23 protein-coding genes are annotated in these 22,344 nt (G+C 63.5%); 10 read left to right on the top strand and 13 right to left on the bottom strand.

Annotated elements, in window-relative coordinates; all coding sequences use genetic code 11:
- Positions 1 to 12: 12 nt before the first annotated feature.
- Complete coding sequence (locus tag V1280_RS42380; protein WP_334538570.1) at positions 13 to 954, bottom strand: ABC transporter substrate-binding protein; 942 nt, start codon at positions 952 to 954, stop codon at positions 13 to 15.
- 126 nt (positions 955 to 1,080) lie between these two features.
- Between V1280_RS42380 and V1280_RS42375 the strand changes: the two genes are divergently transcribed.
- Positions 1,081 to 1,689: a MarR family winged helix-turn-helix transcriptional regulator gene (locus V1280_RS42375; RefSeq protein WP_334536803.1), complete on the top strand. Its 609-nt coding sequence runs from the start codon at positions 1,081 to 1,083 to the stop codon at positions 1,687 to 1,689.
- 47 nt (positions 1,690 to 1,736) lie between these two features.
- On the opposite strand, the gene V1280_RS42370 is transcribed toward V1280_RS42375, so the two are convergent.
- From V1280_RS42370 to V1280_RS42330, 9 genes are all read right to left on the bottom strand, one after another.
- Positions 1,737 to 3,926, bottom strand: coding sequence for a xanthine dehydrogenase family protein molybdopterin-binding subunit (locus V1280_RS42370; RefSeq protein ID WP_334536802.1), 2,190 nt, complete (start codon positions 3,924 to 3,926; stop codon positions 1,737 to 1,739).
- Positions 3,923 to 4,387, bottom strand: coding sequence for a (2Fe-2S)-binding protein (locus V1280_RS42365; protein WP_334536801.1), 465 nt, complete (start codon positions 4,385 to 4,387; stop codon positions 3,923 to 3,925). The genes V1280_RS42370 and V1280_RS42365 overlap by 4 nt, the downstream gene beginning before the upstream one ends.
- Positions 4,388 to 4,423: 36 nt before the next feature.
- Positions 4,424 to 4,816 carry a RidA family protein gene (locus V1280_RS42360; protein WP_334536799.1) on the bottom strand — a complete coding sequence of 131 codons (393 nt, stop codon included), beginning with the start codon at positions 4,814 to 4,816 and terminating at the stop codon, positions 4,424 to 4,426.
- Positions 4,817 to 4,844: 28 nt separating this feature from the next.
- A complete protein-coding gene (locus V1280_RS42355) occupies positions 4,845 to 5,558 on the bottom strand; it encodes an ABC transporter ATP-binding protein (RefSeq protein ID WP_334536797.1) in 714 nt (237 codons plus the stop codon).
- A complete protein-coding gene (locus tag V1280_RS42350) occupies positions 5,555 to 6,328 on the bottom strand; it encodes an ABC transporter ATP-binding protein (protein ID WP_334536796.1) in 774 nt (257 codons plus the stop codon). Before V1280_RS42350 ends, V1280_RS42355 begins: the two co-directional genes overlap by 4 nt.
- 1 nt (position 6,329) lies before the next feature.
- Complete coding sequence (locus V1280_RS42345; RefSeq protein ID WP_334536794.1) at positions 6,330 to 7,208, bottom strand: branched-chain amino acid ABC transporter permease; 879 nt, start codon at positions 7,206 to 7,208, stop codon at positions 6,330 to 6,332.
- Between the two features lie 12 nt (positions 7,209 to 7,220).
- Positions 7,221 to 8,093, bottom strand: coding sequence for a branched-chain amino acid ABC transporter permease (locus V1280_RS42340; RefSeq protein WP_334536793.1), 873 nt, complete (start codon positions 8,091 to 8,093; stop codon positions 7,221 to 7,223).
- Between the two features lie 23 nt (positions 8,094 to 8,116).
- Entirely contained in the window at positions 8,117 to 9,244 is a 1,128-nt protein-coding gene (locus tag V1280_RS42335) for an ABC transporter substrate-binding protein (protein WP_334536791.1), read from the bottom strand.
- A gap of 79 nt (positions 9,245 to 9,323) precedes the next feature.
- Positions 9,324 to 10,364 carry a LacI family DNA-binding transcriptional regulator gene (locus tag V1280_RS42330; RefSeq protein WP_334536789.1) on the bottom strand — a complete coding sequence of 347 codons (1,041 nt, stop codon included), beginning with the start codon at positions 10,362 to 10,364 and terminating at the stop codon, positions 9,324 to 9,326.
- Positions 10,365 to 10,444: 80 nt separating this feature from the next.
- Here V1280_RS42330 and V1280_RS42325 point away from each other — a divergent pair, with 80 nt between their 5' ends.
- From V1280_RS42325 to V1280_RS42295, 7 genes are all read left to right on the top strand, one after another.
- Positions 10,445 to 11,590: an acyl-CoA dehydrogenase family protein gene (locus V1280_RS42325; RefSeq protein ID WP_334536788.1), complete on the top strand. Its 1,146-nt coding sequence runs from the start codon at positions 10,445 to 10,447 to the stop codon at positions 11,588 to 11,590.
- Positions 11,591 to 11,604: 14 nt separating this feature from the next.
- The gene (locus V1280_RS42320) at positions 11,605 to 13,140 is read left to right on the top strand and encodes an AMP-binding protein (RefSeq protein ID WP_334536787.1); all 1,536 of its coding nucleotides are present in this window, start codon (positions 11,605 to 11,607) and stop codon (positions 13,138 to 13,140) included.
- A 10-nt stretch (positions 13,141 to 13,150) separates the two neighbouring features.
- Entirely contained in the window at positions 13,151 to 13,930 is a 780-nt protein-coding gene (locus V1280_RS42315; protein ID WP_334536786.1) for a citryl-CoA lyase, read from the top strand.
- Between the two features lie 11 nt (positions 13,931 to 13,941).
- Entirely contained in the window at positions 13,942 to 14,400 is a 459-nt protein-coding gene (locus tag V1280_RS42310) for an acyl-CoA thioesterase (protein ID WP_334536785.1), read from the top strand.
- A gap of 2 nt (positions 14,401 to 14,402) precedes the next feature.
- Positions 14,403 to 15,164: an enoyl-CoA hydratase/isomerase family protein gene (locus tag V1280_RS42305; protein WP_334536784.1), complete on the top strand. Its 762-nt coding sequence runs from the start codon at positions 14,403 to 14,405 to the stop codon at positions 15,162 to 15,164.
- A gap of 3 nt (positions 15,165 to 15,167) precedes the next feature.
- Complete coding sequence (locus tag V1280_RS42300; RefSeq protein ID WP_334536782.1) at positions 15,168 to 15,812, top strand: flavin reductase family protein; 645 nt, start codon at positions 15,168 to 15,170, stop codon at positions 15,810 to 15,812.
- 73 nt (positions 15,813 to 15,885) lie between these two features.
- Entirely contained in the window at positions 15,886 to 17,148 is a 1,263-nt protein-coding gene (locus tag V1280_RS42295) for an epoxide hydrolase family protein (protein WP_334536781.1), read from the top strand.
- A gap of 693 nt (positions 17,149 to 17,841) precedes the next feature.
- On the opposite strand, the gene V1280_RS42290 is transcribed toward V1280_RS42295, so the two are convergent.
- A complete protein-coding gene (locus V1280_RS42290; protein ID WP_057848204.1) occupies positions 17,842 to 18,042 on the bottom strand; it encodes a hypothetical protein in 201 nt (66 codons plus the stop codon).
- Positions 18,043 to 18,452: 410 nt separating this feature from the next.
- Here V1280_RS42290 and V1280_RS42285 point away from each other — a divergent pair, with 410 nt between their 5' ends.
- Together V1280_RS42285 and V1280_RS42280 are read left to right on the top strand one after the other, a co-directional pair.
- Positions 18,453 to 18,689, top strand: a complete 237-nt coding sequence (locus tag V1280_RS42285; RefSeq protein WP_334538569.1) for a helix-turn-helix domain-containing protein — start codon at positions 18,453 to 18,455, stop codon at positions 18,687 to 18,689.
- Positions 18,690 to 19,160: 471 nt separating this feature from the next.
- Positions 19,161 to 19,445 (top strand): hypothetical protein, encoded by a 285-nt coding sequence (locus V1280_RS42280; RefSeq protein ID WP_334536779.1) that lies wholly within the window; start codon positions 19,161 to 19,163, stop codon positions 19,443 to 19,445.
- Positions 19,446 to 19,727: 282 nt separating this feature from the next.
- Here the strand turns inward: V1280_RS42280 and V1280_RS42275 are convergent, their stop codons facing one another.
- Entirely contained in the window at positions 19,728 to 20,408 is a 681-nt protein-coding gene (locus tag V1280_RS42275; protein WP_334536778.1) for a response regulator transcription factor, read from the bottom strand.
- Positions 20,409 to 20,703: 295 nt separating this feature from the next.
- Positions 20,704 to 22,284: a Do family serine endopeptidase gene (locus V1280_RS42270; protein WP_334536777.1), complete on the bottom strand. Its 1,581-nt coding sequence runs from the start codon at positions 22,282 to 22,284 to the stop codon at positions 20,704 to 20,706.
- Between the last annotated feature and the right edge of the window lie 60 nt (positions 22,285 to 22,344).

Below are 22,344 nucleotides of genomic sequence, written 5' to 3'. Positions count from 1 at the left end.
AGTCGTCCCGGGTCACTTCAGCACGAGGTTGGATGGGTTCAAATCGGCGGAGAGTTGCCCGGTCTCCCGCATCGCCTCGATCCACGCCGAGATGTGCCTTGCCGTCAGAGCCGTGCTGTAGGTCGGCAGCACGATGCTTTCGATCACCTCTTTCGGCAGACGGGTCCATTTGGCGAGGATCTCGCGCGCTTCGACCTCGTAGCCTGCGATATAGGCGCGCGCCTCCTCAAGGGCGGCGACGAAGCGCGCGATCACCTCGGGATTGGCGCGGGCCCAGGTGCCGTTCGCCATCCAGCAGGTCAGCGTCACGGGATCACCGACCTGGAGCATGGGATCGCCGAGGTCGTTTTGGCCCGCCTTGTTGAGCGCGCTGACGAAGGGCTCGACTTCCTCGACCGCGTCGACGCGTTGCGCCTTGAGCTGGTCCACCATGTTGGGGAACATCATCTCGACGAAGCGCACGTTTTTCGGATCCACCCCGCCCCGCTTGAGCGCGAGCAAGGTCGCGATATGGACGACACCGTTGATCGAGGGCGTGCCGATCGTCTTGCCGGTCAGCTGGGCGATTGAGGTGATGCCTGATTGACTGCCGGCGATGAGCCGCATCTGCCGGTTGGCCGCCGTCTCCAGCGTGTTGCCGCACACGCCGGCGACATCGAGGCCGCCCGCTGCCGCCTTGATGATATCGATCGCGGTGGCTCCCGAAATGTCGAGCTGACGGCCGAGCGCGCCGATCGTTGTGGAGAGGTTCTGGACGGTCATGATCTCGACGTCGAGCCCCTTTTCCAGGAAAAGGCCCTTGTCCTTCGAGACCCAGAGCGGAAGCCAGGCCGACGAGATCACCGAAGCGACGCGGATCTTGATGGGTGCCGCGCTGCCTTGCGCGAAAGCGCGCGATGGTCGGATGGCGGCCGTGCCGAGCAGGCCGAGAATGGTGGAGCGCCTCGTGAGCATCACGCCTTCCTCCTTGTTGTGCAGCGCTCCTGTTGAGCGCATCGGCCAGTTGCTTTATGACTTGGGCAAGAAGTATCACATAAAGATACTCCACATCAAGATACTTTATATGAAGGAATGTCGAACGTGAAGCGGGACGCAATCGACAAGTTTGCCGGCGAATGGGCACGCGAATGGCCGAACCTCAACGTGTCGCACCTTGAGACCGTCGGCCGGATCTGGCGCATCAGCGAGCATCTGCGCCGCCGGTTCGAGCTGTGGCTCCAACCTCACGGATTGAATTGGGAGACGTTCGACGTGATCGTGTCGCTGCGCCGGCGCGGCGCGCCCTATCGCATGCGGCCGACGGAGCTCAGCGAGGCCTGTCTTTTGACCTCTGGCGCCATGACCAACCGGCTCGACCGCGTTGAGCGAGCCGGCCTGATCGTCCGGCGTCCCGCGCCAGACGACCGCCGTTCGGTTCTGGTGGAGCTCACGCCGAAGGGGATCGCCTTGGTCGACCAGGTGATCCAGCCGCACTTCGCCACGGCCCGGCAGCTGCTTGAATGTCTCGACGACCGGCAGCAGCAGACGCTCGCCCATCTCCTGCGCGATGTGCTGACGACGCTCGAGCCGGTCGACGACGAAGCGGCCGGCGACGATGGCACGGCCAAGGCATCGACCGCGGCTCCGGGCAAAGGCCGCGCGACCGCGAAGCCCGCTGCAAAGGAAAAGCGCGCGCGCCGCCCCACCTGACACGCACACAGCGCGGCAGGAGATGGCTGGCGCTGGTCGCCCTCGCCTCATGTCGCTTCGATCGGCAAACGGCTGACGCGCCGCCCACTTGCCGCAAAGATCGCATTCGTCACGGCCGGCGCCACAATGGCGGTTGCCGCCTCGCCAAGACCGCCGGGTTCGGCGGTGCTCGGCACGATGTATGTCTCGATGCGTGGGATTTCCTCGATGCGCATCGGCAAATAGCTGTCGAAGTTGGATTGCTCGACGCGCCCGTCCTTGAACGTGATGGCCCCGCGCAGCGCCGCGGTCAGGCCGAATATCGTCCCGCTCTGCACCTGCGCGTCGATCATCAGCGGATTGACCGGCAGGCCGCAATCCACCGCGCAGACGATACGCTCCACCTTGACGGTGCCCTTGTCGTCGACGGCGACGTCGGCCACGAGCGACATATAGCTCCCGAACGCGAACTGGACGGCGATGCCTCGGCCCTTTCCAGCGGGCATCGGCTTGCCCCAACCGGCCTTCTCCGCCGCGAGGTTCAGAACGGCGAGAGCGCGAGGATTGTGCCCGAGAAGAGTCCTGCGATAGTCGACGGGATCCTTGTCTGCCGCGGCGGCGAGTTCATCCACAAAACTCTCGACCACGAAGACATTGTGCGCCGGTCCGACGCCGCGCCAGAACCCGGTCGTGACACCGGGCGGTTCGGCCCGGACATAGTCGACCAGGATGTTGGGCAGGGCATAGGGCGGCTCAGCGGCGCCCTCGACGGCATCGAAATCGAGACCGTCCTTGAACAGAGCGGGCACGGCGCGCGCTATGATCGAAGAGCCGCACACCCGATGATGCCAGGCGACCGGCTGTCCCGCGACATCGAGCCCGGCCGAGATCCGATCGTAGTAATAGGGACGGAAGATGTCGTGCTGGATGTCCTCTTCGCGACTCCAGATCACTTTGACAGGACCGTCGACCTGCTTGCCGATCTCGACGGCGAGCAGCGTGCCATCCGGCTCGAGCCGGCGGCCAAAGCCGCCGCCGATATACTGGTTGTGAATGACCACGGCGTCCTGGGAAATGCCAAGCAAGGCAGCGACGGCGGCCTGCGAGACGGTCGGAATTTGCGTCCCGACCCAGATCTCGCAAGAATCCTTGCGGACGTGCACGGTGCAGTTCATGGGCTCCATGGCCGCATGTGCCAGGAACGGAAGCTCGTAGGTCATCTCGATGCGCCGCGCGGCACCGGCGAACGCCGCTTCGAAATGTCCCTCGTTCCGCGCCACGGCGCCGGGACTTTCGGAGGCCCGCTTGAGCTGCTCGACCAGCATCCTGCTGTCAACGGACGCATGGGGGCCGTCGTCCCATGCGATCGCAGCAGCCGCCAGGCCTTTCTTCGCCGCACCCATGTGGTCGGCAACGATGGCCACCGCCCGGTCGATCGTGACGACCTCGCGTACGCCCTTCGTCGCGAGCGCGGCATCCTTGTTCACGTCCTTCGGCCGACCGCCCATCACCGGCGAAATCGCGAGCGCCGCAACTTTCAGGCCGGGCAGGATGACGTCGATGCCGAACCGGGTTCGACCGGAGACCTTGTCCGAGGCCTCGATCCGCTTTGACGACGTTCCGATCAACTTGAACTGTTCGGGCGACTTGAGCTTGATCTGATCAGGCGCCGGCGGCTTCTCGGAGGCCGCAGACCGCAGCAGATCACGATAGGGCAGCGACTTCGTTCCCGAGGGATCGAAGACGACACCGTTCCTCACGCTGCACGCCGAAGCGGCCACGTTCAACTGTTTCGCCGCTGCTGCGACCAGCATCAGGCGCGCCGCAGCACCCGCCAACCTCAGCGGCCGCCAGAAGCCGCGAATGGAGGCCGACGCACCGGTGGTCTGCTGGCGCAGGATCGGAATCGGATTGGCGTAGAGGGCATCGTTCGGCGGCGCATGTTCGACCGTGACGGAATCGAGTCCGACCTCGAGCTCCTCCGCCAGCAGCATCGACATGGCGGTGTAGATCCCCTGCCCCATCTCGACGCTGGGGATGGTCAGGTGTACGCGACCGTCCGGCTCGATGCGGACGAACGCGTTGAGAGCCGGAGCGCTCTCCTCGCCTGCGGCTTCCGACAACGACGGCAGCGCGACCGTCAGGGCAAGACCACCCAGCGCGCTCGCGCCGACCTTGAGCAAGCTTCGGCGCGAGAGCTGCGCCAGATAGCGGCGCGCGACCGGCCCCGGCAGTCGCTCGGCATCCAATTCAATCATGGCTGCTTTCCTTCCGCCGCCTGCTTGATGGCATCGCGAATACGATTGTAGGTGCCGCAGCGGCAGACATTGCCGGACATGGCGTCGTTGATCTCTGCATCGGTCGGATGTGGCGTGCTGGCCAGCAGCGCCGCGGCGGACATGATCTGCCCCGACTGGCAATAGCCGCACTGGACCACGTCGAGGTCGAGCCAGGCTTCCTGGACCTTGCGGCCAGCAGCGGTGAGGCCCACGGCTTCGATGGTCGTCACCGCGGAGTCGCCGATACTGTCGACAGTGGTGATGCACGAGCGGGTCGCGACACCATCGATGTGAACGGTGCACGCGCCGCACAGCGCCATCCCGCATCCGAATTTCGTGCCGGTCATCTTGAGGACATCGCGAAGCACCCACAGCAGGGGTGTATCGCCGTCGACATCCACGGTATGCCGCGTGCCATTGATCCTGAGAGCGTATGTCATTCTTTCGCCGGTCAGTTGTCGTGAAAGGGGTGCCGTTCAGGACGGCGCGAGCGCGACGGCTTCGATTTCCAGCAGCAATCCGAAATGCAGAGACGCCACACCGGCGACCAGCCTCGCTGGCCGGACGTCGCCGATCCAGTCGGCATAGATCTGGTTGAAGGCCGGCCAGAAGTTCATGTCGGTCACGAAGATGCGCACCTGAAGCAGCCGGCTTCGGTCGGTCCCCGCAGCTTCCAGGCAGGCTTCAACATTGGCGAGCACTTGTTCGGCTTGCCGCGCGAACGGCTGGTCGCTCATGGGCTTGCCGTTCGCGTCGACCGGAAGCTGCCCGGACACGAACACGAGGCCGGCGGCGGTGCAGGTGTGGGAATAATGACCGGCAGGCGGACGCAGCCGGTCACTGTTTGCGAATACGATACTCTGCTGCATGGTACTGCCTTCGATGTCTGCCTTCAGTTCAGTAGAACTGCATGAGGACCTTGTTGTCCGCCAATGCGTCGGGACAGGTCTCGTGGATGATCGCGCCGGAGCGCATCACCAGGACGCGATCGGATATCTTGAACGCTTCCTTCACGTTCTGCTCGACCAGCAGGATCGACAGTCCGAGTTGCTGCTGGAGCTGCCGGATCGGCTGGAGCAGATCCTGGAACAGTTTTGGCGCCAGTCCGATCGACGGCTCGTCCATCAGGAGGCAACGGGGACGGCTCAGAAGCGCGCGTGCGATGCTGACCATCTGCTGCTGTCCGCCCGACAACGTACCCGCGCGGCGCGAGTAGAACGTCTTGATGCGGGGCAGGATCGACATCACCCACTCGATGCGCTCGGGCTGCTCCAGCTGCGGCACGCCGGTTGCCCACATCGCGAGGCGGAAGATCTCGTCGACCGTCAGGCCCGGAAAAATGCCGCGGCCCTCGGGCACGAGGCCGATCCCCAGCGCCGCCATCTTCTTCGGCTCCGGCTGGTGCAGGCGCTGGCCGTCGACCGAGATCTCGCCGCCCTGGCGGGAGACCACGCCGAACAGCGCGTTCAACAGTGTCGATTTGCCGGCGCCGTTGTGGCCGACGAGGCAAAGCACCTCGTTTTTGCGGATCTGAAGGCTGACATTGTCGAGCACGACGCGGCCGCCGTAGCCGACGCGGAGATTGTCAACGCTGATGAGAGCATCGGTCATGAGTTGCGCTCGCCGAAATAGATGGATGACAGCTCCGGATTCCCGAGGATCTCCTCGGGCTCGCCGTCGGCAAGGAGCCGGCCCTGATCGAGGAAGCTGATCCGGTCGGAGATGCTCACGACGATCTCGAGGTTGTGCTCGATGATGCAGATCGTGATGCCGCGACGGACCTCACTGCGCAGCAGAGCCACGAAGCGTTCGTAGGACCTGGGATCGAGCCCCGACGCCGGCTCGTCGAGAAGCCACATCCTAGCCTTGGTGGCCATGATCCGCGCCATGCTGAGAAACTTGCGCTCCGCATAAGCGAGATCGTTCGCGCGCACGCCGGCCTTGTGCAACAGCCCGGTCGCCTCGAGGATTTCGTGCACGCGCAGGTCCCGCTCCGCGCCGCTTCCCGCGTCGGACTGCCAGAACCAGGCGCTCTTTTCCATCACCGTGAGGACGTTCTCGAACACGGTCATGTGGGAGAACAGGCGCAGATCCTGGAAAGTCCGGGCGACGCCGAGACGCGCGATCTTCCACGGCGCGGTGCCGACGATCGATTCACCCTGCCAGCGGATGTCGCCCGAGGTCGGCCGCAGATGTCCGGTGATCAGGTTGAAGAGCGTGGTCTTGCCGGCCCCGTTCGGGCCGACCAGCGTGGTGATGATCCCTTCGCGCAGATTCAGCGAGACATCCTCGACCGCTTTCACGCCATCGAAGCTCTTGGTGAGATTGGCGATCTCGAGAAGCGTCGGCGGGGGCACTGGCGATTTCGACACTTGCAGCACCTCACGCCTCCCCTTGCTTTGCGCCCATCAGGCCGTCCGGCTTGAAGATCATCAGGAGCACCATCGCCAGCCCATAGATCATCTGCTGCACGGACCCGATCTCGGTGCGCGGCAGGAACGGCAGATAGGTCAAGGCGGCCGGCAGCAGCGTGAGAAGAACCGCGCCGACGATCGGCCCCCACACCGTTCCGATGCCGCCGACGATCACCATCGCCATGAAGAGCGTCGAGGCATCGATGGTGAAACTCTCGACGTTGATGAAGCTGAGATAGTCGGCATAGAGAACGCCTGCCACGGCGCAGATTGCGGTCGAGTAGAACACCGAGAGCGTCTTGATCAGCGCGACATTCTTGCCGAACGCCAGCGCGGCCGACTCGCTGTCACGGATGGCCTTGAGGCTGCGACCGAAGCTCGAACGAACGATCGCCGTGGTCAGCACGACCACTAAGGCCAATGTCACGCCGGCGAGGCCGAGGAACTGGACGGGATCGCTGAAGGAATATCCTGCGATGCTTGCCGGCGGGATGCCGACGAGGCCGCCGATGCCGCCCGTGACCGACTTCCACTCCGAGAACACCGTTGCGGCGAGGACCTGGAAGCCGAGCGAGGCCGCCACGAAGTAGTCGCCGCGCACCCTAAACGCCGGCAGCGCCAGCGCCGCAGAGATCACGCCGGCGATGAGCATCGCGGCCGGCAACTGAAGCAGCAGCGAATCCGTCCACTGCAAGGCAATGAAGGCGGCGACATACGCGCCGACACCGAAGAACACCGCATGGGCAAGCGAGAAGATGCCCGCATATCCCATGATGAAATTCAGGGTGATCGCCAGGATGGCGTTGATGCAGACCAGCGTTGCAAGGCTCACGAGATAAGCAATCACGATGCAAATCCTTCAGCTAGTCACGGCACGGCCGAAGAAGCCCGACGGACGCAGCACGATGAACGCGAACAGAATGAGGAACGTGACGGCCTCGCTCCACTGCGGATCGAACCGCCACAACGCCAGGTTCTCAGCGATGCCCAGCAACAGTCCGGCGCATGCCGCGCCGCGCAGGCTGCCGACGCCGCCGACGATGGTGGCAGCGACGCTGAGCAGCATGACGCGACCGCCGATCGCCGCATTCAACCCCGACGTCATGCTGGTGAGCACCGCGGCGGGGACGACGAGCACCGAGCCGAGCGCGAACGCGCATGTCGACACGGCCTTTGGGTTCAGGCCAAAGGTCCGCACCAGCGCGGGACTCTCGGAGAGCGCGCGGAGCGCGATCCCGATGTTGGTCCTGCCGAGAAATAGCTGGAGCGCGACGAAGCAGGCCACCGCGGTGACGACGGCTATCCAAGCCGTTGGAGCCACGTAGAGGCCGGGCACCAGCTCGACGCTCCTGCTCAAGACCGAAGGCACCGAAATGAAGCCGCGCCCGAAAACGGTGCCGATCAGGTTCTGGATGACGACCGCAACGCCGAAGGAGCCGACGAAGATCGTGAAGAACGATCCGTCGGTGCTCTGGATCGGGCCATAGACGAAACGATCCAGAGCAACCCCGAACACCACGACCACGATGCAGGCGGCGAGGATCGCGATCGGCCACCAGACCAGGAGCACCGCATAGAGATAGTAGAAGATGTACGCGCTGATCGCGAAGCTCGCGCCATGAGCGAAGTGGAAGATCTTCGTGGCCCCGAAGATCAGCGAGAAGCCGACCGCGGTCAGGCCGTAAAGCGCCCCGACCTGGATTCCGTTGATGATGAGCTGGAGAAGCAGCATGGGTCCTCACACGGGCGTCAGAGCTAGTGGGCCGCTACGGTCTCGACGATGGCGGGCTCGCCATCCACTTCGTTGATCTGCATCGCCGAGCGAATCGTGCCGTCCTTCTCGAAGGTGACGCGCCCGCCGACCATATCGAACGCTCCGATCTCACGACGCTTCGCCAGGAGGTTCTCGCCCGTGATCGGCAAGCCGGCCTTCTGCAGGGCCGACGCCAGGGTGCTGTAGAGGATCACGGCATTGTAGTAGTTGGCGGCGTAGGCCGTCGGCGCTCTGTTGGTCTTGGCCTGGTATTCCCGCGTGAAGCGCTTGGTCACCGGATCGTCCGAATTCCAGTCGATCCGCTGCGTCGTGAATAGCGCCCCCTTGGCCTCGGGAAGGCTGGCGATGGCGGGAATCGCAAAGCCCGAATAGCTGGCGAGCTGCTGCGTGACGCCGTTGTCGCGCAGTTGCTTGATGATCTGCGATTGCTGCGCGCCGAACGAGGCGATGTAGACGACGTCCGGCTTGGCATCGCGCACCCGCGCCGCGACCCCGCTGAACTGCTGGGCATTCGACGGCACGGACAGCGCCTCGGCAAGCGTCGCACCGAGCGGAGGCAGGCTGGCTTCGAGCTCGCGCTTGATCGACTGGCCGAGCGGATCGTCGACATAGACGAGGACAAACCGCTTCAATCCCCGCTTCTGGACGAGGTAGGGCGCCATGGCCCGCACCTCGAAATTGGCGAGCGGGATGACGTTCCAGAAATACTCGCCGAGCTCGGCAAGGTCGGGCCCGACCCCACCGCCATTGACGGCAACCGTATGACTTCGCGCCGCCGTCGTGGAGATGGCCTTGGACACCCCGGTGAACGCGGAGAGCACGTAGCTCACTTTCTCAACGTTCACGAGCTTGTTCATGGCGATCACGCCCTGCTGCGGCAGCGCCTGACTGTCCTCGTAGGCGATCGACAGCTTGCCGCCGAGAGTCTTGGCGTCGTTGAGGTGGGAGACCGCAAGCTCGGTCGCCCCCATGTAGAGATCGCCGTAATCGGCGTTCGCGCCGCTCAGGGGGAAGATTGCTCCGATGCGAAGATCCTCGGCGGACGCCTGCCCGGCGACCGCGAGAAGCATCGAAAACGCAAGAACTGCGACTTTCCGCAGAGGCCACATCGTAAACTCCCGATTTACGAAAACGATTTCGTAATCTAGGTCTGGCCAGCGCGGCTTGTCAAGCGAGAGATGCCGGCTTTCAGATTTCGCCGGCTGCGACCAATTGGCTGCCGTGGGAGGAGCGCAGAATCAGCTCGGGCGACCAGATTTCCTGCAATTCCTTGGGCGAACGGCCATCCATCAGGGCAAGAAGCAAGTCGACCATCCGGCGCCCGGCCTCGAAGGTCGGCGCCGAGAACGTGGTCAGGGGCGGATTCAAATAAGGCCCAAGCGGGTGATTGTCGCACCCGATGACGGGAACATCGATGCCCGGGCGCCTGCCCGTCTCTTGGATCGCCTGCATCGCGCCGGTGGCAATCAGGTCGTGACCGCACATGATTGCCGTCGGCGGCTCACTCAAGGAGAGGAGCTGGCGGGCGCCGGCAAGCCCGCCTTCCTCACTCGTGCTGGTTTCGACCACGAGATCAGCATCGAATGGCAGCTTCGCCGCTTTCAATGCCGCGCGATACCCTTCCTGCAGAAGGTGGCTGATCATGAGATATCCGGGCGTACTCAAGAGCCCGATCCGGCGATGTCCAAACCCTATGAAACGCGCAGTTCCGTTGCGGCCAGCGACCGTCCGGTCGATATCCACGAAAGGAAAGGGCTTGCCGGTCTCGCTTCGCCCCAGCGCCACAAAAGGCACGTTGCGCTCCTGGAGATAGCGGATCCGGGGGTCGTCGCGGCGCGTGCGGCCGAACATCACGCCGTCGACCCGCTGCCGTTCGACCAGGCGGCGGAAGCTATCGAGCTCGGTCTCGAGCGTGCGTCCCGCGACGATGATGAGCTGAAACGGGGTCTGACTGAGATTCTGATCAATCCCCATCAGCAGATCGAGGAAGAACGGATGCGCGAAATGGGTCTGCGGCGGCGACAGCACGAAGCCGATCGTCTCCGACGTTTGCGTGCGCAGGCGCCGCCCCGCCGGATCCGGTGAAAAGCCAAACTTTTCCGCCGCTTCCAGCACGCGCCGCTTCGTCGCATCGCTCACGTCGCCGCGGTCATTGATGGCCTTCGAGACCGTCGACACGGCCAGCCCCAGATGCCGGGCGAGTTCTACGATGTTGGTCCGCTGCTTCATTCAAGCCTCTTGCCGCCAACACTTGACACAGGAGTTCGCCGGCGTCTAGGCTGTTTACGAAATCGTTTTCGGAGATTTCCATGATTGACATCGCCTCGCATGAAATGACGATGCTCCGCCAGACGGTGCGGGGCTTTGTCCGCAACCGCCTTGAGCCGCTCGAACAGCAGATCGAGACCGACGACAACGTGCCTCCCGACCTGCTGGCCAAGCTGCGCAGCGAAGCCTCGGAGCTCGGGATCTACGGCTTCAACCTTCCGCCCGAACTCGGCGGTTACGGCCTTCCGGTCGCGGCGCAGGTCGGCATCCTGGAAGAGGTCACACACACCTCCGTTCCACTGTCCGAGGTGGTCGGTTTCCTGCCGCTCTCGCTGGTCCACCTCAACGAGGAGCAGCGCGGCCGCATTCTTCCCGATCTCGTGTCCGGCTGCGTGACAATGACCTACGCCCTCACCGAACCGGATGCGGGCTCGGATCTGGGCGCGATCCGCACCAAGGCGGTGAAAGTCGAGGGCGGCTGGCGCCTCGAGGGCGCGAAGCAGTTCATCTCGAACGTCGAGACCTGCGACTACGTGATCGTGCTGGCCGTGACCGATGCTTCCGCCTCGCTCAAGGGGCGGCTGACCACGTTCATCGTCAAGCGCACCAATCCGGGACTGGTCGGCATGACGCGCTACAAGAAAATGGGGTGGCACGGCTATCACCTGAACGGCTTCTCGCTCGAGAATTGCTTCGTTCCGGATGCCGATGTGCTCGGCCGCCCCGGCGACGGCTTTCTGGTCATGATGGCCTCGATCAACCACGACAGAATTCTTTCTGCCTGCCGGTCGCTGGGACTGGCGCAGCGCGCACATGACATGTCCGTCGCCTACGCGAAGGAGCGCCGCGCCTTCGGCTCGCAGCTTGCGGGCCATCAGGCCATCCAGTTCATGATTGCCGACAACGATGTCGAGATCGAAGCGACCCGGGCGCTGATCTATCGCGCTGCCGCGTTGTGCGACCAGGAAGATCCGACCTCGCGGATCGCGGTGTCCAGGGCCAAGCTGTACGCCAGCGAGATGGGATGCCGCGTGGTCGATCGCAGCCTCCAGATCTTCGGCGGGATGGGCTACATGTGTGAGCTCCCCATCGAGCGTTTCTATCGGGATGCCCGCGCGTTCCGACTGGGCGAAGGCACATCCGAGATGCAGCGGATTCAAATCGCTCGTCAGGCTCTTTCCAACTGACTCAGGGGATCACAATGAGTGGAGCGCCAAGCCCCTTTTTCGGGCTGCTCGATGACCATGCCGACGCGCCGGCGATCTATCTCGGCGACTATGTCGCCACGCGCAGGGATCTGACCCAGGCCTCGAACCGCGCCGCCGTCTTTCTGAACAGCCTCGGCTTGACGCGCGGGGACGTGATCGCGCTCTGGCTCCCGGACGGCCCGACCTGGCTGCAATTCCTGTTTGCCGCCGCGCATCAGGGGATCTTGGTCGTTCCGATCAGCACGCGATACCGGCGCGCCGAAGCGCTTCATGTCATCACGTTGTCCCGCGCCAAAGCCGTCGTGGCAGCAACCAACTTCCTCGATGTGGCCTTCGCGCAGATCGTGCGCGACATCCAGAGCGAGGTACCCACGCTTGGGCACGTCATCGAGATCGCCGATCCGACCCGATTCCATGCGGGTGCCGATGGTCATGTTGAAGCCGTTGGCCGGCCACAGGATCTGCTGTGCACGTTCGGCACGTCCGGGACGACCGGCGCGCCGAAGCTTGCCGCTCACGAGCAGCATGGCTGCCGCACCCACGCCCACACCGTCGCTTCGGCGTTCGACATCCATCCCGGTGACAAGACGCTGTGTGCATTGCCGCTCTACGGCGTCCTGGGATTTGTCCAGGCCATCGCGACGCTGGCGGGTGGCGGGGCCTGCATTCTTCTGCCGGTCTTCAAGGCCGGCGAAGCCGCCGCGGCGATCGAGCGGCGCGAAGCGACCCATGTGTTCGGCTCCGACGGCCTGCTCGATGCCGTCTTCAACGTGCCCGCCGCGAAACTCTCGACGCTGCGCGCCGGAGGCTTTGCCGATTTTGCTGGCCTGACCGATCGGGTGATGAGAACGGCAGAAGACAAATGGGGACTGCGCCTTGTTAGCGTATACGGCTCGTCCGAAGGTTTTGCTCTGATGGCCGCGCGCTCGCCTTCCGAACCGATCGAGGCCAGGTCGCTGCCCGGCGGTCGGTTGCTGTCCGGCGAGATGGCGTTTCGCATCGTCGAGCTCGATAGCGCAACGCCGGTGGCGCCCGGCGCGACCGGTGAGTTGCAGATCCGGGGCTACAATGTGATGCCCGGCTATTTGAATAACGAGGCTGCAACCGCGCGGTCGTTCACCTCCGACGGCTGGTATCGAACCGGCGATTTCGCCTATGCGGAGCAGGACGCCTTCGTTTTCCTGTCGCGCATCGGAGACGGACTGCGCCTGCGCGGCTATCTGGTCGACCCCAGCGAGATCGAGACGTTTCTCTGCCGGCATCCGGACATCTCGGCTGCTCAGGTCGTTGGCGTACGCATCGAGGGCGAAGGCGACGTTGCGGTGGCCTTTGTTCGCGCCGATCGCCAGCTCGGCGAGACCGACCTGCTCGCCTACTGCCGCGAAGGCATTGCCAACTACAAGGTCCCGCGCCGCATCGTCCAGATCGACGCGTTTCCGGTCATCGACGGTCCGAACGGCATCAAGATTCGCAAGGCGGCTCTGAGGGAGCATGCCTCCCAACTCCTCAGCTCCACTCCCATCACCTGACGAGGTTGACATGAAACGGCAAGAGATCAAATCCGACATCGCCTGGGCGACCCCGACGCAGATCAAGGTCCACGGGCTCGACCTCTGCACCGAGATCGTCGGCGTCGTCGATTTCGGACAGATGGCGTTCCTCGAGATCTTCGCGCGTCTTCCAAGCGCCAACGAGGCGCGCATGTTCAACGCCATGATGGTGATCCTGGTGGAGCATGGCATCACGCCCTCGTCGCTCGCCACGCGCATGACCTATTGCGGCGCGCCGGAGGCCGTGCAGGCTTCGGTCGCCGCGGGACTGCTGGGACTCGGCTCGGTGTTCGTCGGTTCGCTGGACAATGCCGCGAAGATGCTCCAGGAAGCGCTGCCCGACCCGCAGGCGTCCGTCGATCTGAAGCAGCTCGCGACCGACATCGTCAGCGCTCACCGGAGCCGGCGTGAGATCATTCCGGGCGTCGGCCATCCCTTCCACAAACCGATCGATCCGCGCACACCGGCCCTGTTCAAGGTCGCGCACGAAACCGGCTTTGCCGGTCGCTACGTCGAGCTGATGGAGAACATCGGCGCGGAGGCAAGCAAGCAATACGGCCGGCCGCTCCCCCTCAACGTCACCGGCGCGATGGCAGCGATTGCCTCGGAGTTCAAGCTGTCCTGGAAGATGTGCCGCGGCCTCGCCGTGGCGGCTCGCGCGGTCGGACTCGTCGGGCACATCATCGAGGAAATGCGTCAGCCTATGGCCGAGGAGATCTATTATCGGATCGAGCACGAGGCCACCGAGCACTCCCGCCCGCGCGAGTGAAGGAGCGTCGAATGAACGAGGCTCCGGTTTCGCGCACCCCTTCGACGCCACGGCTGACGCCGGAGCACTTCCGGTTCTGGAGTCTGGAGAAGCTGCGCAACGCAGATACGGATCAGTTCCGACACGTCAACAATGCTGCGATCGCCAGCTTTCTGGAAGGCGGCCGCATGGATCTGTTTGCGGATCCCGCGATCAGCCGCCTGATGGATGGGCTCAACGTCGTGGTCGGGCGGCTGACCATCGAATTCCATGCCGAGATTTTCTATCCAGGCGAGATCAATATCGGCTCGACGGTCACTTATATCGGCCGTTCGTCTTTCGAGGTCCTGCAAGGCGTTTTCCGCGCCGGGACGTGCGTCGCTTCCGCCACCGCGTCCTGCGTGCTGCTCCAGGCGGGCAAGCCACATGCCGTTCCGGACGACATCGGGCGACACCTCCTCGGCGATTCCTTCGGTTCAGCGGGAGCCTGACCATGCCGGTGCTTTACAGCCGCCACGGCGACATCGCCGTCCTCACGTTGAACGACACGCAGCGACGCAATGCCCTGTCCAGGGCATCGGTCACAATGCTGCGCGAACTGATCGAGCGGTCTCGCGCCGAGAAGGCACGAGCCATCGTGATCGCGGCCAATGGTCCGGTGTTCTGCGCGGGCGCCAACATCGACGATCTGAAAGCCGGATGGATGAGTGGCGCTCACGATCCGACCGATCCCGCTCTGCTGTTTCGCGCCCTGGCCGAGGAGACGCGTCCGACCATCGCGGCAGTTCAGGGCGGGGCTCTCGGCGGTGGATTTGAGCTAACGCTCTCCTGCGATCTCGTGGTGATAGGAACGGAGAGCTATGTCACTCTCCCGGAATTGGGGCATGGCGTCATCCCCAACACCGCGCTGGCGCGCCTGCACCATGTGGTGGGCACGAGGCGTGCGGCTGAGCTGATATTGACCCGCCGCCGGCTGAGCGCAGCCGAGGCCGTCGACTGGGGATTGGCCAATCGCGTGGTCCCCACGGCTGACGTCCTGTCCAGCGCGATCGATCTCGCGATCGGCATCGTGCAGTCGGCGCCACCGGGCGCCATCGCTGCCGCAAAGCGCAACCTCGCCCATCACGGCGAGATGGATTGGGCGCGCGTGCTGTCCTCGCCCGAGGATGTTCCGCCCGCCGAATGGCGCGAGGGATTGCGATCCTTCGATGAGCGGCGCAAGCCCAGCTACGATCAATTCTGGCAGGACATGTAAACCATGGAGTCGAAGGGAAAGCCCGCAGCGTCGCAGGATATCCACTTCTACGAACCGGCGAAGGGGCACGGGCTGAAGCACGATCCCTTCAATGCCATCGTGGCGCCGCGGCCGATCGGCTGGATCTCCTCGCGCGATGCGAAGGGGAACGTCAACCTCGCGCCGTACAGCTTCTTCAACGCCTTTTGCTACACGCCGGCGCTGGTCGGCTTCTCTTCGACCGGCTGGAAGGACACGGTTGCGAACGTCCAGGACACCGGCGAGTTCTGCTGGAATCTCGCGACCATGGATCTGGCGCGGCAGATGAACACGACCGCTCTCCATGTCGGTCGCGAAGTCGACGAGTTCGCGATTGCCGGACTGACGCGAGCGCCGAGCCGGTTCGTCAGCGTGCCGCGCGTGGCGGAAAGCCCGGTGTCGTTCGAGTGCAAGGTCACGGACATCATCCAGCTCAAGGGTACGACGGGTGAACCAGCGGCGGCTTGGCTGACGCTCGGCGAAGTCGTCGCCGTCCATATCGACAAGGCATTCATCAGGGACGGTGTCTATCTCACCGAGCTCGCACGCCCGATCGCGCGCGCCGGCCGGCGCGGCGACTATTTCGAGATGACCGCCGACACCATGTTCGAAATGGTCCGGCCCGACTAGCGGTCGCCACACGATTTGCTTTCACCATCAGCCTGCCGAGTTGCCAATTCGGCGGGATCATCCGGAGTTTGACATGCCTACCTCTGCTCTCCTGTCCGACGTGCAATCGTTTCGCGCCGGTGGTCCAGACGCACGCCCGGCGCTGGTGCTGCCGCCCGCGCCTGACAGCCTCGCGACCTTCGAGGTCCATGTTCCGCAAGGCGCCATCGACGATCTGCGGCTGCGGCTCAGCCTCATCAGGTGGCCGGACCGCGAGACCGTGCGCGACTGGTCGCAAGGTGTGCCGCTGTCTGCCGCAAAGTCGCTCATCGATTACTGGCTGCACGATTACGACTGGCGAAAGTTCGAGGCGCGCCTCAATCGTTTCCCGCAGTTCCGCACGCGTATCGACGGCGTCGGCATCCATTTCATTCATGCCCGCTCGCCGCATCCGCAGGCCCTTCCCATCGTTCTCACGCATGGATGGCCGGGCTCGGTCGTGGAATTTCTCGACGTCATCGACCGCCTGACCGACCCGACACGGTTCGGCGGACGCGCCGCGGACGCATTCCACGTGGTCGTACCGTCGATCCCCGGCTACGGCTTCTCCGACAAACCCACTGAGCCGGGCTGGAATCCGGGACGCATCGCGCGGGCCTGGGCGGTGTTGATGCACGAGCGGCTCGGATACGAGCGTTGGGTCGCGCAGGGAGGAGACTGGGGCTCGGCCATCACCCACGCCATGGCCAGCCAGCGCCCGCCGGGTCTACTTGCCGCTCATGTCAACCTACCGCTGGTCGTTCCGAAATCGGCACCCAAGCACCCGACCAGAGAGGAGCAGCGGGCGCTGGAGAATATCGAGCACTATCTCAATCAAATGGCTGGCTACGCCGACCAGATGAATACGCGGCCGCAGACGATCGGCTATGCGTTGAACGACTCCCCGCTGGCGCTGGCGATGTGGATGTACGAGAAATTCTGGGAGTGGACCGATAACCGCGGCCTTCCCGAGGACGCCCTCACCCGCGATCAGATGCTCGACGATATTTCGCTGTATTGGTTCACCGGCACCGGCACATCGAGCGCGCGCCTCTACTGGGAGGGTGTCGGCAGCACGATCCGGGAAAACAGCTTCTTCTCGAACTCTCGCGCGTCGTCCGCCCCGATCGACCTTCCGATGGGAGCGACCATCTTTCCTAGCGAAACCTTCCTCGCTCCGCGCTCTTGGGCGGAAGCTTCTTGGTCTAAATTATTCTACTGGAACGAGGTCGACGAGGGCGGCCACTTTGCCGCGTTCGAGCAGCCGGAGATTTTTGCGCGGGAGATGTGGCAGGCATTCACCACGTTCCGAGGCTAAGCAGCATACCGGCGAAGCCATCTTCGAAGCCGACTTGCTCTGCAGACCGCCCACTCGGCTCCACGGGCGAGCAGGGCGGTCAAGGCATGCTCATGCTAACGGGATACGATTTTTCTTGGTCTCCTGGTGCACACGCCACGCACACACCGCCCTCTAACCAATTGAAAAACCTAAGCTCTCGCTCCAATCCATCAGGGGACAGACTGTGGCCCTAGCCTGCCGAATAGTCGGTGTGAGGTGCCTACTGAAGCTCACTTACCGCACCAGTTTCTCACCAGAAACGACCCGAACAAACCACGGCGAACGCGATCAATTCCAAACGAAAATGCAGCAAAATCAACGAAGCTGATCGACGGTCTGCCGCTCATAACGGCCTGGCTGCCGGTTCGAGTCTGGCCGCACATATCGGAAATCGCCCGCGCTAGATTCTGATTAGTTTCGTTCACCCTGCGGCTCTGAAGGCGCCAATACTTCGTACGTTGAACGCCGCTTGATCGCTCACCACTAGGTGGGCTTCTTTTCTGCTCAGCCTTCCAGGGTGTTCTTCTAGTCAACCGCCAACTGCGGCTGCCCAGCTGAAGTCATAATGAGCGCTCAACAACTTCATTGCGACAACAGCGACGAGAACGCAGATGATTTGCAACAACGTTCTGGTCGGGAACACTCTATTGAAGAGCGTCATGATGCCGCCTTCTAGCGCTGGTGACCGAGCCGGATTCCAAGCTTGAGCGCCTTTTGGCGGAGTGAGCCTTCGGAGCGCTTTGTGAGCTTCGCAATTTTTGCAACCGGAGTTTTCGCTTTCGAATGAGCGCGCAGCTCCTTCACGTCAGCCTTTGTGTATTCACGACGCACAGGTTTCTTCTTCGTAGCCGTCTTCTTTGCCTTCTTCGCCACTTTTAGCTCCTCGATTCGAGAGTGGGCGTACTAGCACAGCCGCATTGAGGCGCAACTGATGTTTAGTAGATCACCCACGAAGCCTAAGAACGCAGACGATTGCTTGCTAGATCAGCTGCGTAGGAAGGGGCTTACGTGCGTCTCTCAGCAGATGCGCGAAGATTGGGAAGCGAGAACCTTTCCTTTCTTTCGCTTTGGTATCCAATTGTGCCACGCATTTTTGACAACCATTTTGCTTCGGCACGGCCAATTGCATCATGTGGAGGATGATCACGTTTTCCGATGCGCTCTTTAACTGCCGCTGTACAAGCTACGCAAAGGAGGCGCGTGAGGTTGTCGCCAGGTCGAGGACAAGGGCGACGCGACTAGCCACGCCGTTGTGGCCCGCAAACGATAAGGGGCTTAAAGTGATGAACGAGTTCGGGCAGAAGGGAAAGGTACCGCTCTCGGAACGGCTGTCGGTGTCACCAGAGGAGGCAAGCGCCCTCACCGGGATCGGGCTGACCTCCATTCGCGAGGCGATTAGCGGCGGTAATCTCAAGGCCAAGAAGCACGGGAGGCGTACGATCATCCTGCCGGACGATTTGCGAGTATGGCTCAAAACGCTGCCGGACGCCCGCAAGTCGATTGAAGTAAGCCCCGCTTAACGTCTTCCGAATGACGCACTGACGCGTTGGCGAACTTACCGTTCGTCGACATCGAAGACGAACATCTTGTGAAGTGCGATCTTTGGGTTGGCCGCTTGAACTGGCCGACTGGTTCTATGTCATGTTCAAGCTGGCTTTGGATTGCCGCTTTTTTACCAAGTAGGAGCGGCGATGCGCCGCCTTGTTCCTTAGCGCCCCATCCCACCATTGCCGTCTTGTAGCAAGTCCGTGTCGATCATTTTGCCTTGGGCGAGTGGGTCGCTTTCCGAGCGATTGCACTGCTTCAACGAAGCCGGGAATGAACTACGATCGCGTTCAGCCCTTTATTGAGCCCAGCCGTCCATCGATGGGCTTGTGGAGCACTTTGGTAGTGTCGCATGGCCGCAGCACACGGTGCACATTCCGCTGGTCGCGATTGACCGCCGACAAGGGTGAGCGGTCACCGGCAGCGCGAGTGGCGAGGTCTCCGACATGTTCGCGTTTACGATTTGGTTGCACAAGGAAGCGGTGATCCGCGCCCTTTTAGCCGAGCTGGACCAGTGCGACTATGCGAATGCGCTGGCGCAGCAACAGCGTGAGGTCCGCTTGAGCGAGATTGGGCGTGATCGGCTGCGCGCCGAGCGGGAACTGGTCGGCACGCGCAGGCGCAAGGCGATGCCCATCGAGCACCGGTCCGACGAGCGACACGCCGGCGTCGAGCACGTCGCGGTCATCACGATAGGGGACAGGCGTCAGGCGTCAGGGGCAAGGCCGTAGGAAGGCCGTACAGCGCGCCGGGAGCCCGGGGCTCCACCCTTCGCCAGCGCACAGGCGGTCACGCGCGTCGCAGGGACGCGGCGCAAAAGCGGTAAGTAACCGGACCAAGCAAAATGAAGAAAGCACTTTAACAATGGGCACTTCTTCGATTGCGTCACGGACAATGCATTCGTGACGGGTTGCATCGTTGAAAATCAACGACTTAGACGCGCGCAATAATCGGTAATAAATCGGTAAGCGATCGGGAGGATGAAGTCCACGAGACCCAATTTTTATAGGGTTTCAGCGTATCCCGTCACGGATCATGTACCCGGCGCCGCGGATCGTGTGCAGCAGCGGCCGCTCAAAACCCTTGTCGATCTTGGAGCGCAACCGCGAAATGTGCACGTCGATCACGTTGGTCTGCGGATCGAAATGATAGTCCCAGACGTTTTCCAGCAGCATGGTGCGCGTCACCACCTGGCCGGCATGCTTCATCAGATATTCGAGCAGGCGGAATTCGCGCGGCTGCAGCGTCAGCTCGTCCTTGCCGCGGGCGACGCGGTGAGAGAGCCGGTCGAGCTCGAGGTCGCCGACACGGTAGAGCGTGTCCTCGGCCGGGCCGCCGCGGCGGCGCGACAGCACTTCGACGCGAGCCAAGAGCTCGGCGAAGGAATAGGGCTTTGGCAGATAGTCATCGCCGCCGGCGCGCAGGCCCTTGATGCGATCGTCGACCTGGCCAAGCGCGGAGAGAATCAGCACCGGCGTCGTATCGCCCTTGTCGCGCAGCAAGCCGATCAGCGACAGGCCGTCGCGCTTGGGCAGCATGCGGTCGACCACCAGCACGTCGTAATCGCCGTTCTCGGCCATGGCGAGGCCCTCCTCGCCGTCACCGGCGTGGTCGGCAATGTGTCCGACCTCGCGAAACGCCTTCACGAGATAGTCGGCGGATTCGCGGTCGTCTTCGATGATGAGGAGGCGCATTGTGCGTTCGGCGGCGGTCAAGGAGGTCAACCTTCTCTGAACATGACGCGAGCGGCAATCGCATGCAAGCCAAGCGGTCGGGACTTGGGCGAGAACCTGGGTAGGCAAAAAGGCGGGCGGTGAAGCTGGGGGGACCTCACCGCCCTAGGCCTTCCGACGGAGGGGGGCGTAATTCCACCGGAAGGTAGGTGTGGGGAGCAAACGTTACGCTGCTCCCCGGAAGAGTGCCGGCGGCGGGGGCGACTGATGCCGGCGACACCCTTCATCTCGTAAGCCTCCTGAGGCCTGGCCCGTATTAGCCCTTGGCGATGGGCACTGCGACGAAGCGCGACTGGCCGCCGCTCTTCACCCGCATCAGGACGCTGTTCTTGTTGTCGGTCCGCGCCGTGTTGATGGCGTCGCGGACATCGCCGGCGGTGCTCACGCTCTTGCCGCCGACTTCGAGAATCACATCGCCTTCCTTGAAGCCGCGCTCGGCGGCGGCGCTCTTCGGATCGACTTCGGTGACCACGACGCCGTCCTTGCCGGCACCGGCCACGGAGTTGGCGGGCGCAACCGTCATGCCGAGCTTCGGCACGTCGGTGCCCTTGCTCGCGCCCTTGCCGCTGTCGTTATCGATGTCCGCCTTGGCCTCGACCGTGTTCGGCAACTGGCCGAGCGTCAGGTTCACGACCTTGTCCTGCCCCTTGTGCAGCACATTGAGCTTCACGGTCGCGCCGGGCGCCAAGCCGCCAATGGTGCGGGCGAGCTCGCGGGCATCCTTGACGGATTCGCCGTTGACCGATGTGATCACGTCGCCGGACTCGATGCCGGCCTTCGCAGCCGGACCGTTGGCCTGCGGCTCCGCCACCAGCGCGCCTTCGGCCTTCTTCATGCCGAGGCTGTCGGCGATGTCCGAGGTGACAGGCTGGATCTGCACGCCGATCCAGCCGCGGCTGACCGAGCCCTTGTCCTTGAGCTGGGCGACCACGCTCTTCACGGTGCTGGCGGGAATCGAGAACGCGATGCCGACGCTGCCGCCGGAGGGCGAGTAGATCGCGGTGTTGACGCCCATCACCTCGCCGTTGGTGTCGAAGGCCGGACCGCCGGAATTGCCCTTGTTCACGGGCGCGTCGATCTGGATGAAATCGTCATAGGGGCCGTTGCCGATGTCGCGGCCGCTGGCCGAGACGATGCCCGCGGTCACGGTGCCGCCGAGGCCGAACGGATTGCCGACCGCCAGCACCCAGTCGCCGATGCGCGGCTTGCCGTCGGCAAGCTTGGCGAACGAGAAGTTCGAGCCGCCCTCGACCTTGATCAGAGCAAGGTCGGTGCGCTGGTCGGTGCCGATCACCTTGGCGCTGTAGGTCTTGCCGTCGTCGGTGGTGACCTCGACCTTGTCGGCGCCGTCGACCACGTGGTTGTTGGTCACCGCAAAGCCGTCAGCCGAGATGAAGAAGCCGGAGCCCTGGCCCTGCACGACGCGGCCACGACCACCGCCCTTCAGACCGGGAATGCCGTCCGGACCGCCGAAGCGGCGGAAGAATCGCTCCATCGGAGAGCCCGGCTGGAACGGCGAGGCGGAATCATCGCCATCGTCGTTGCTCGCGGTCTTTTCCTTGAGATTGACCTTCACCGAGATCACCGAGGGCTTCACCCGCTCGACGATGTCGGCGAACCCGATCGGACGCTCGACCTTCTTGACCTCGTTGTTGACCTGCGCGTGCGCCGGGCTGGAGAACAGGTCGGCGGGCGACGTCGACGGGCTGAAGCCGTGGACCGCGATGCCGAGGCCGGCGACGACCGAGGCCATCAGCGCGATCCTGCGGGCGGAAAATACCGAACGGCGAGGCCGCCGGTAGGACGGAAGGTTGGTGAGGTCGATACGGTCGTTCATGCAGGTCTCCAGGGCCTTGAAATCCATTTGGTGCCCGATGGCGGCACCTTACGGACCTGA

The sequence above is a fragment of the Bradyrhizobium sp. AZCC 2230 genome (assembly GCF_036924495.1).
GTDB classification, from domain to species: Bacteria; Pseudomonadota; Alphaproteobacteria; order Rhizobiales; family Xanthobacteraceae; genus Bradyrhizobium; species Bradyrhizobium rifense.
The sequence above is the reverse complement of the archived record's forward strand: the minus strand, read 5'-3'. Positions and strand labels throughout refer to the sequence as shown.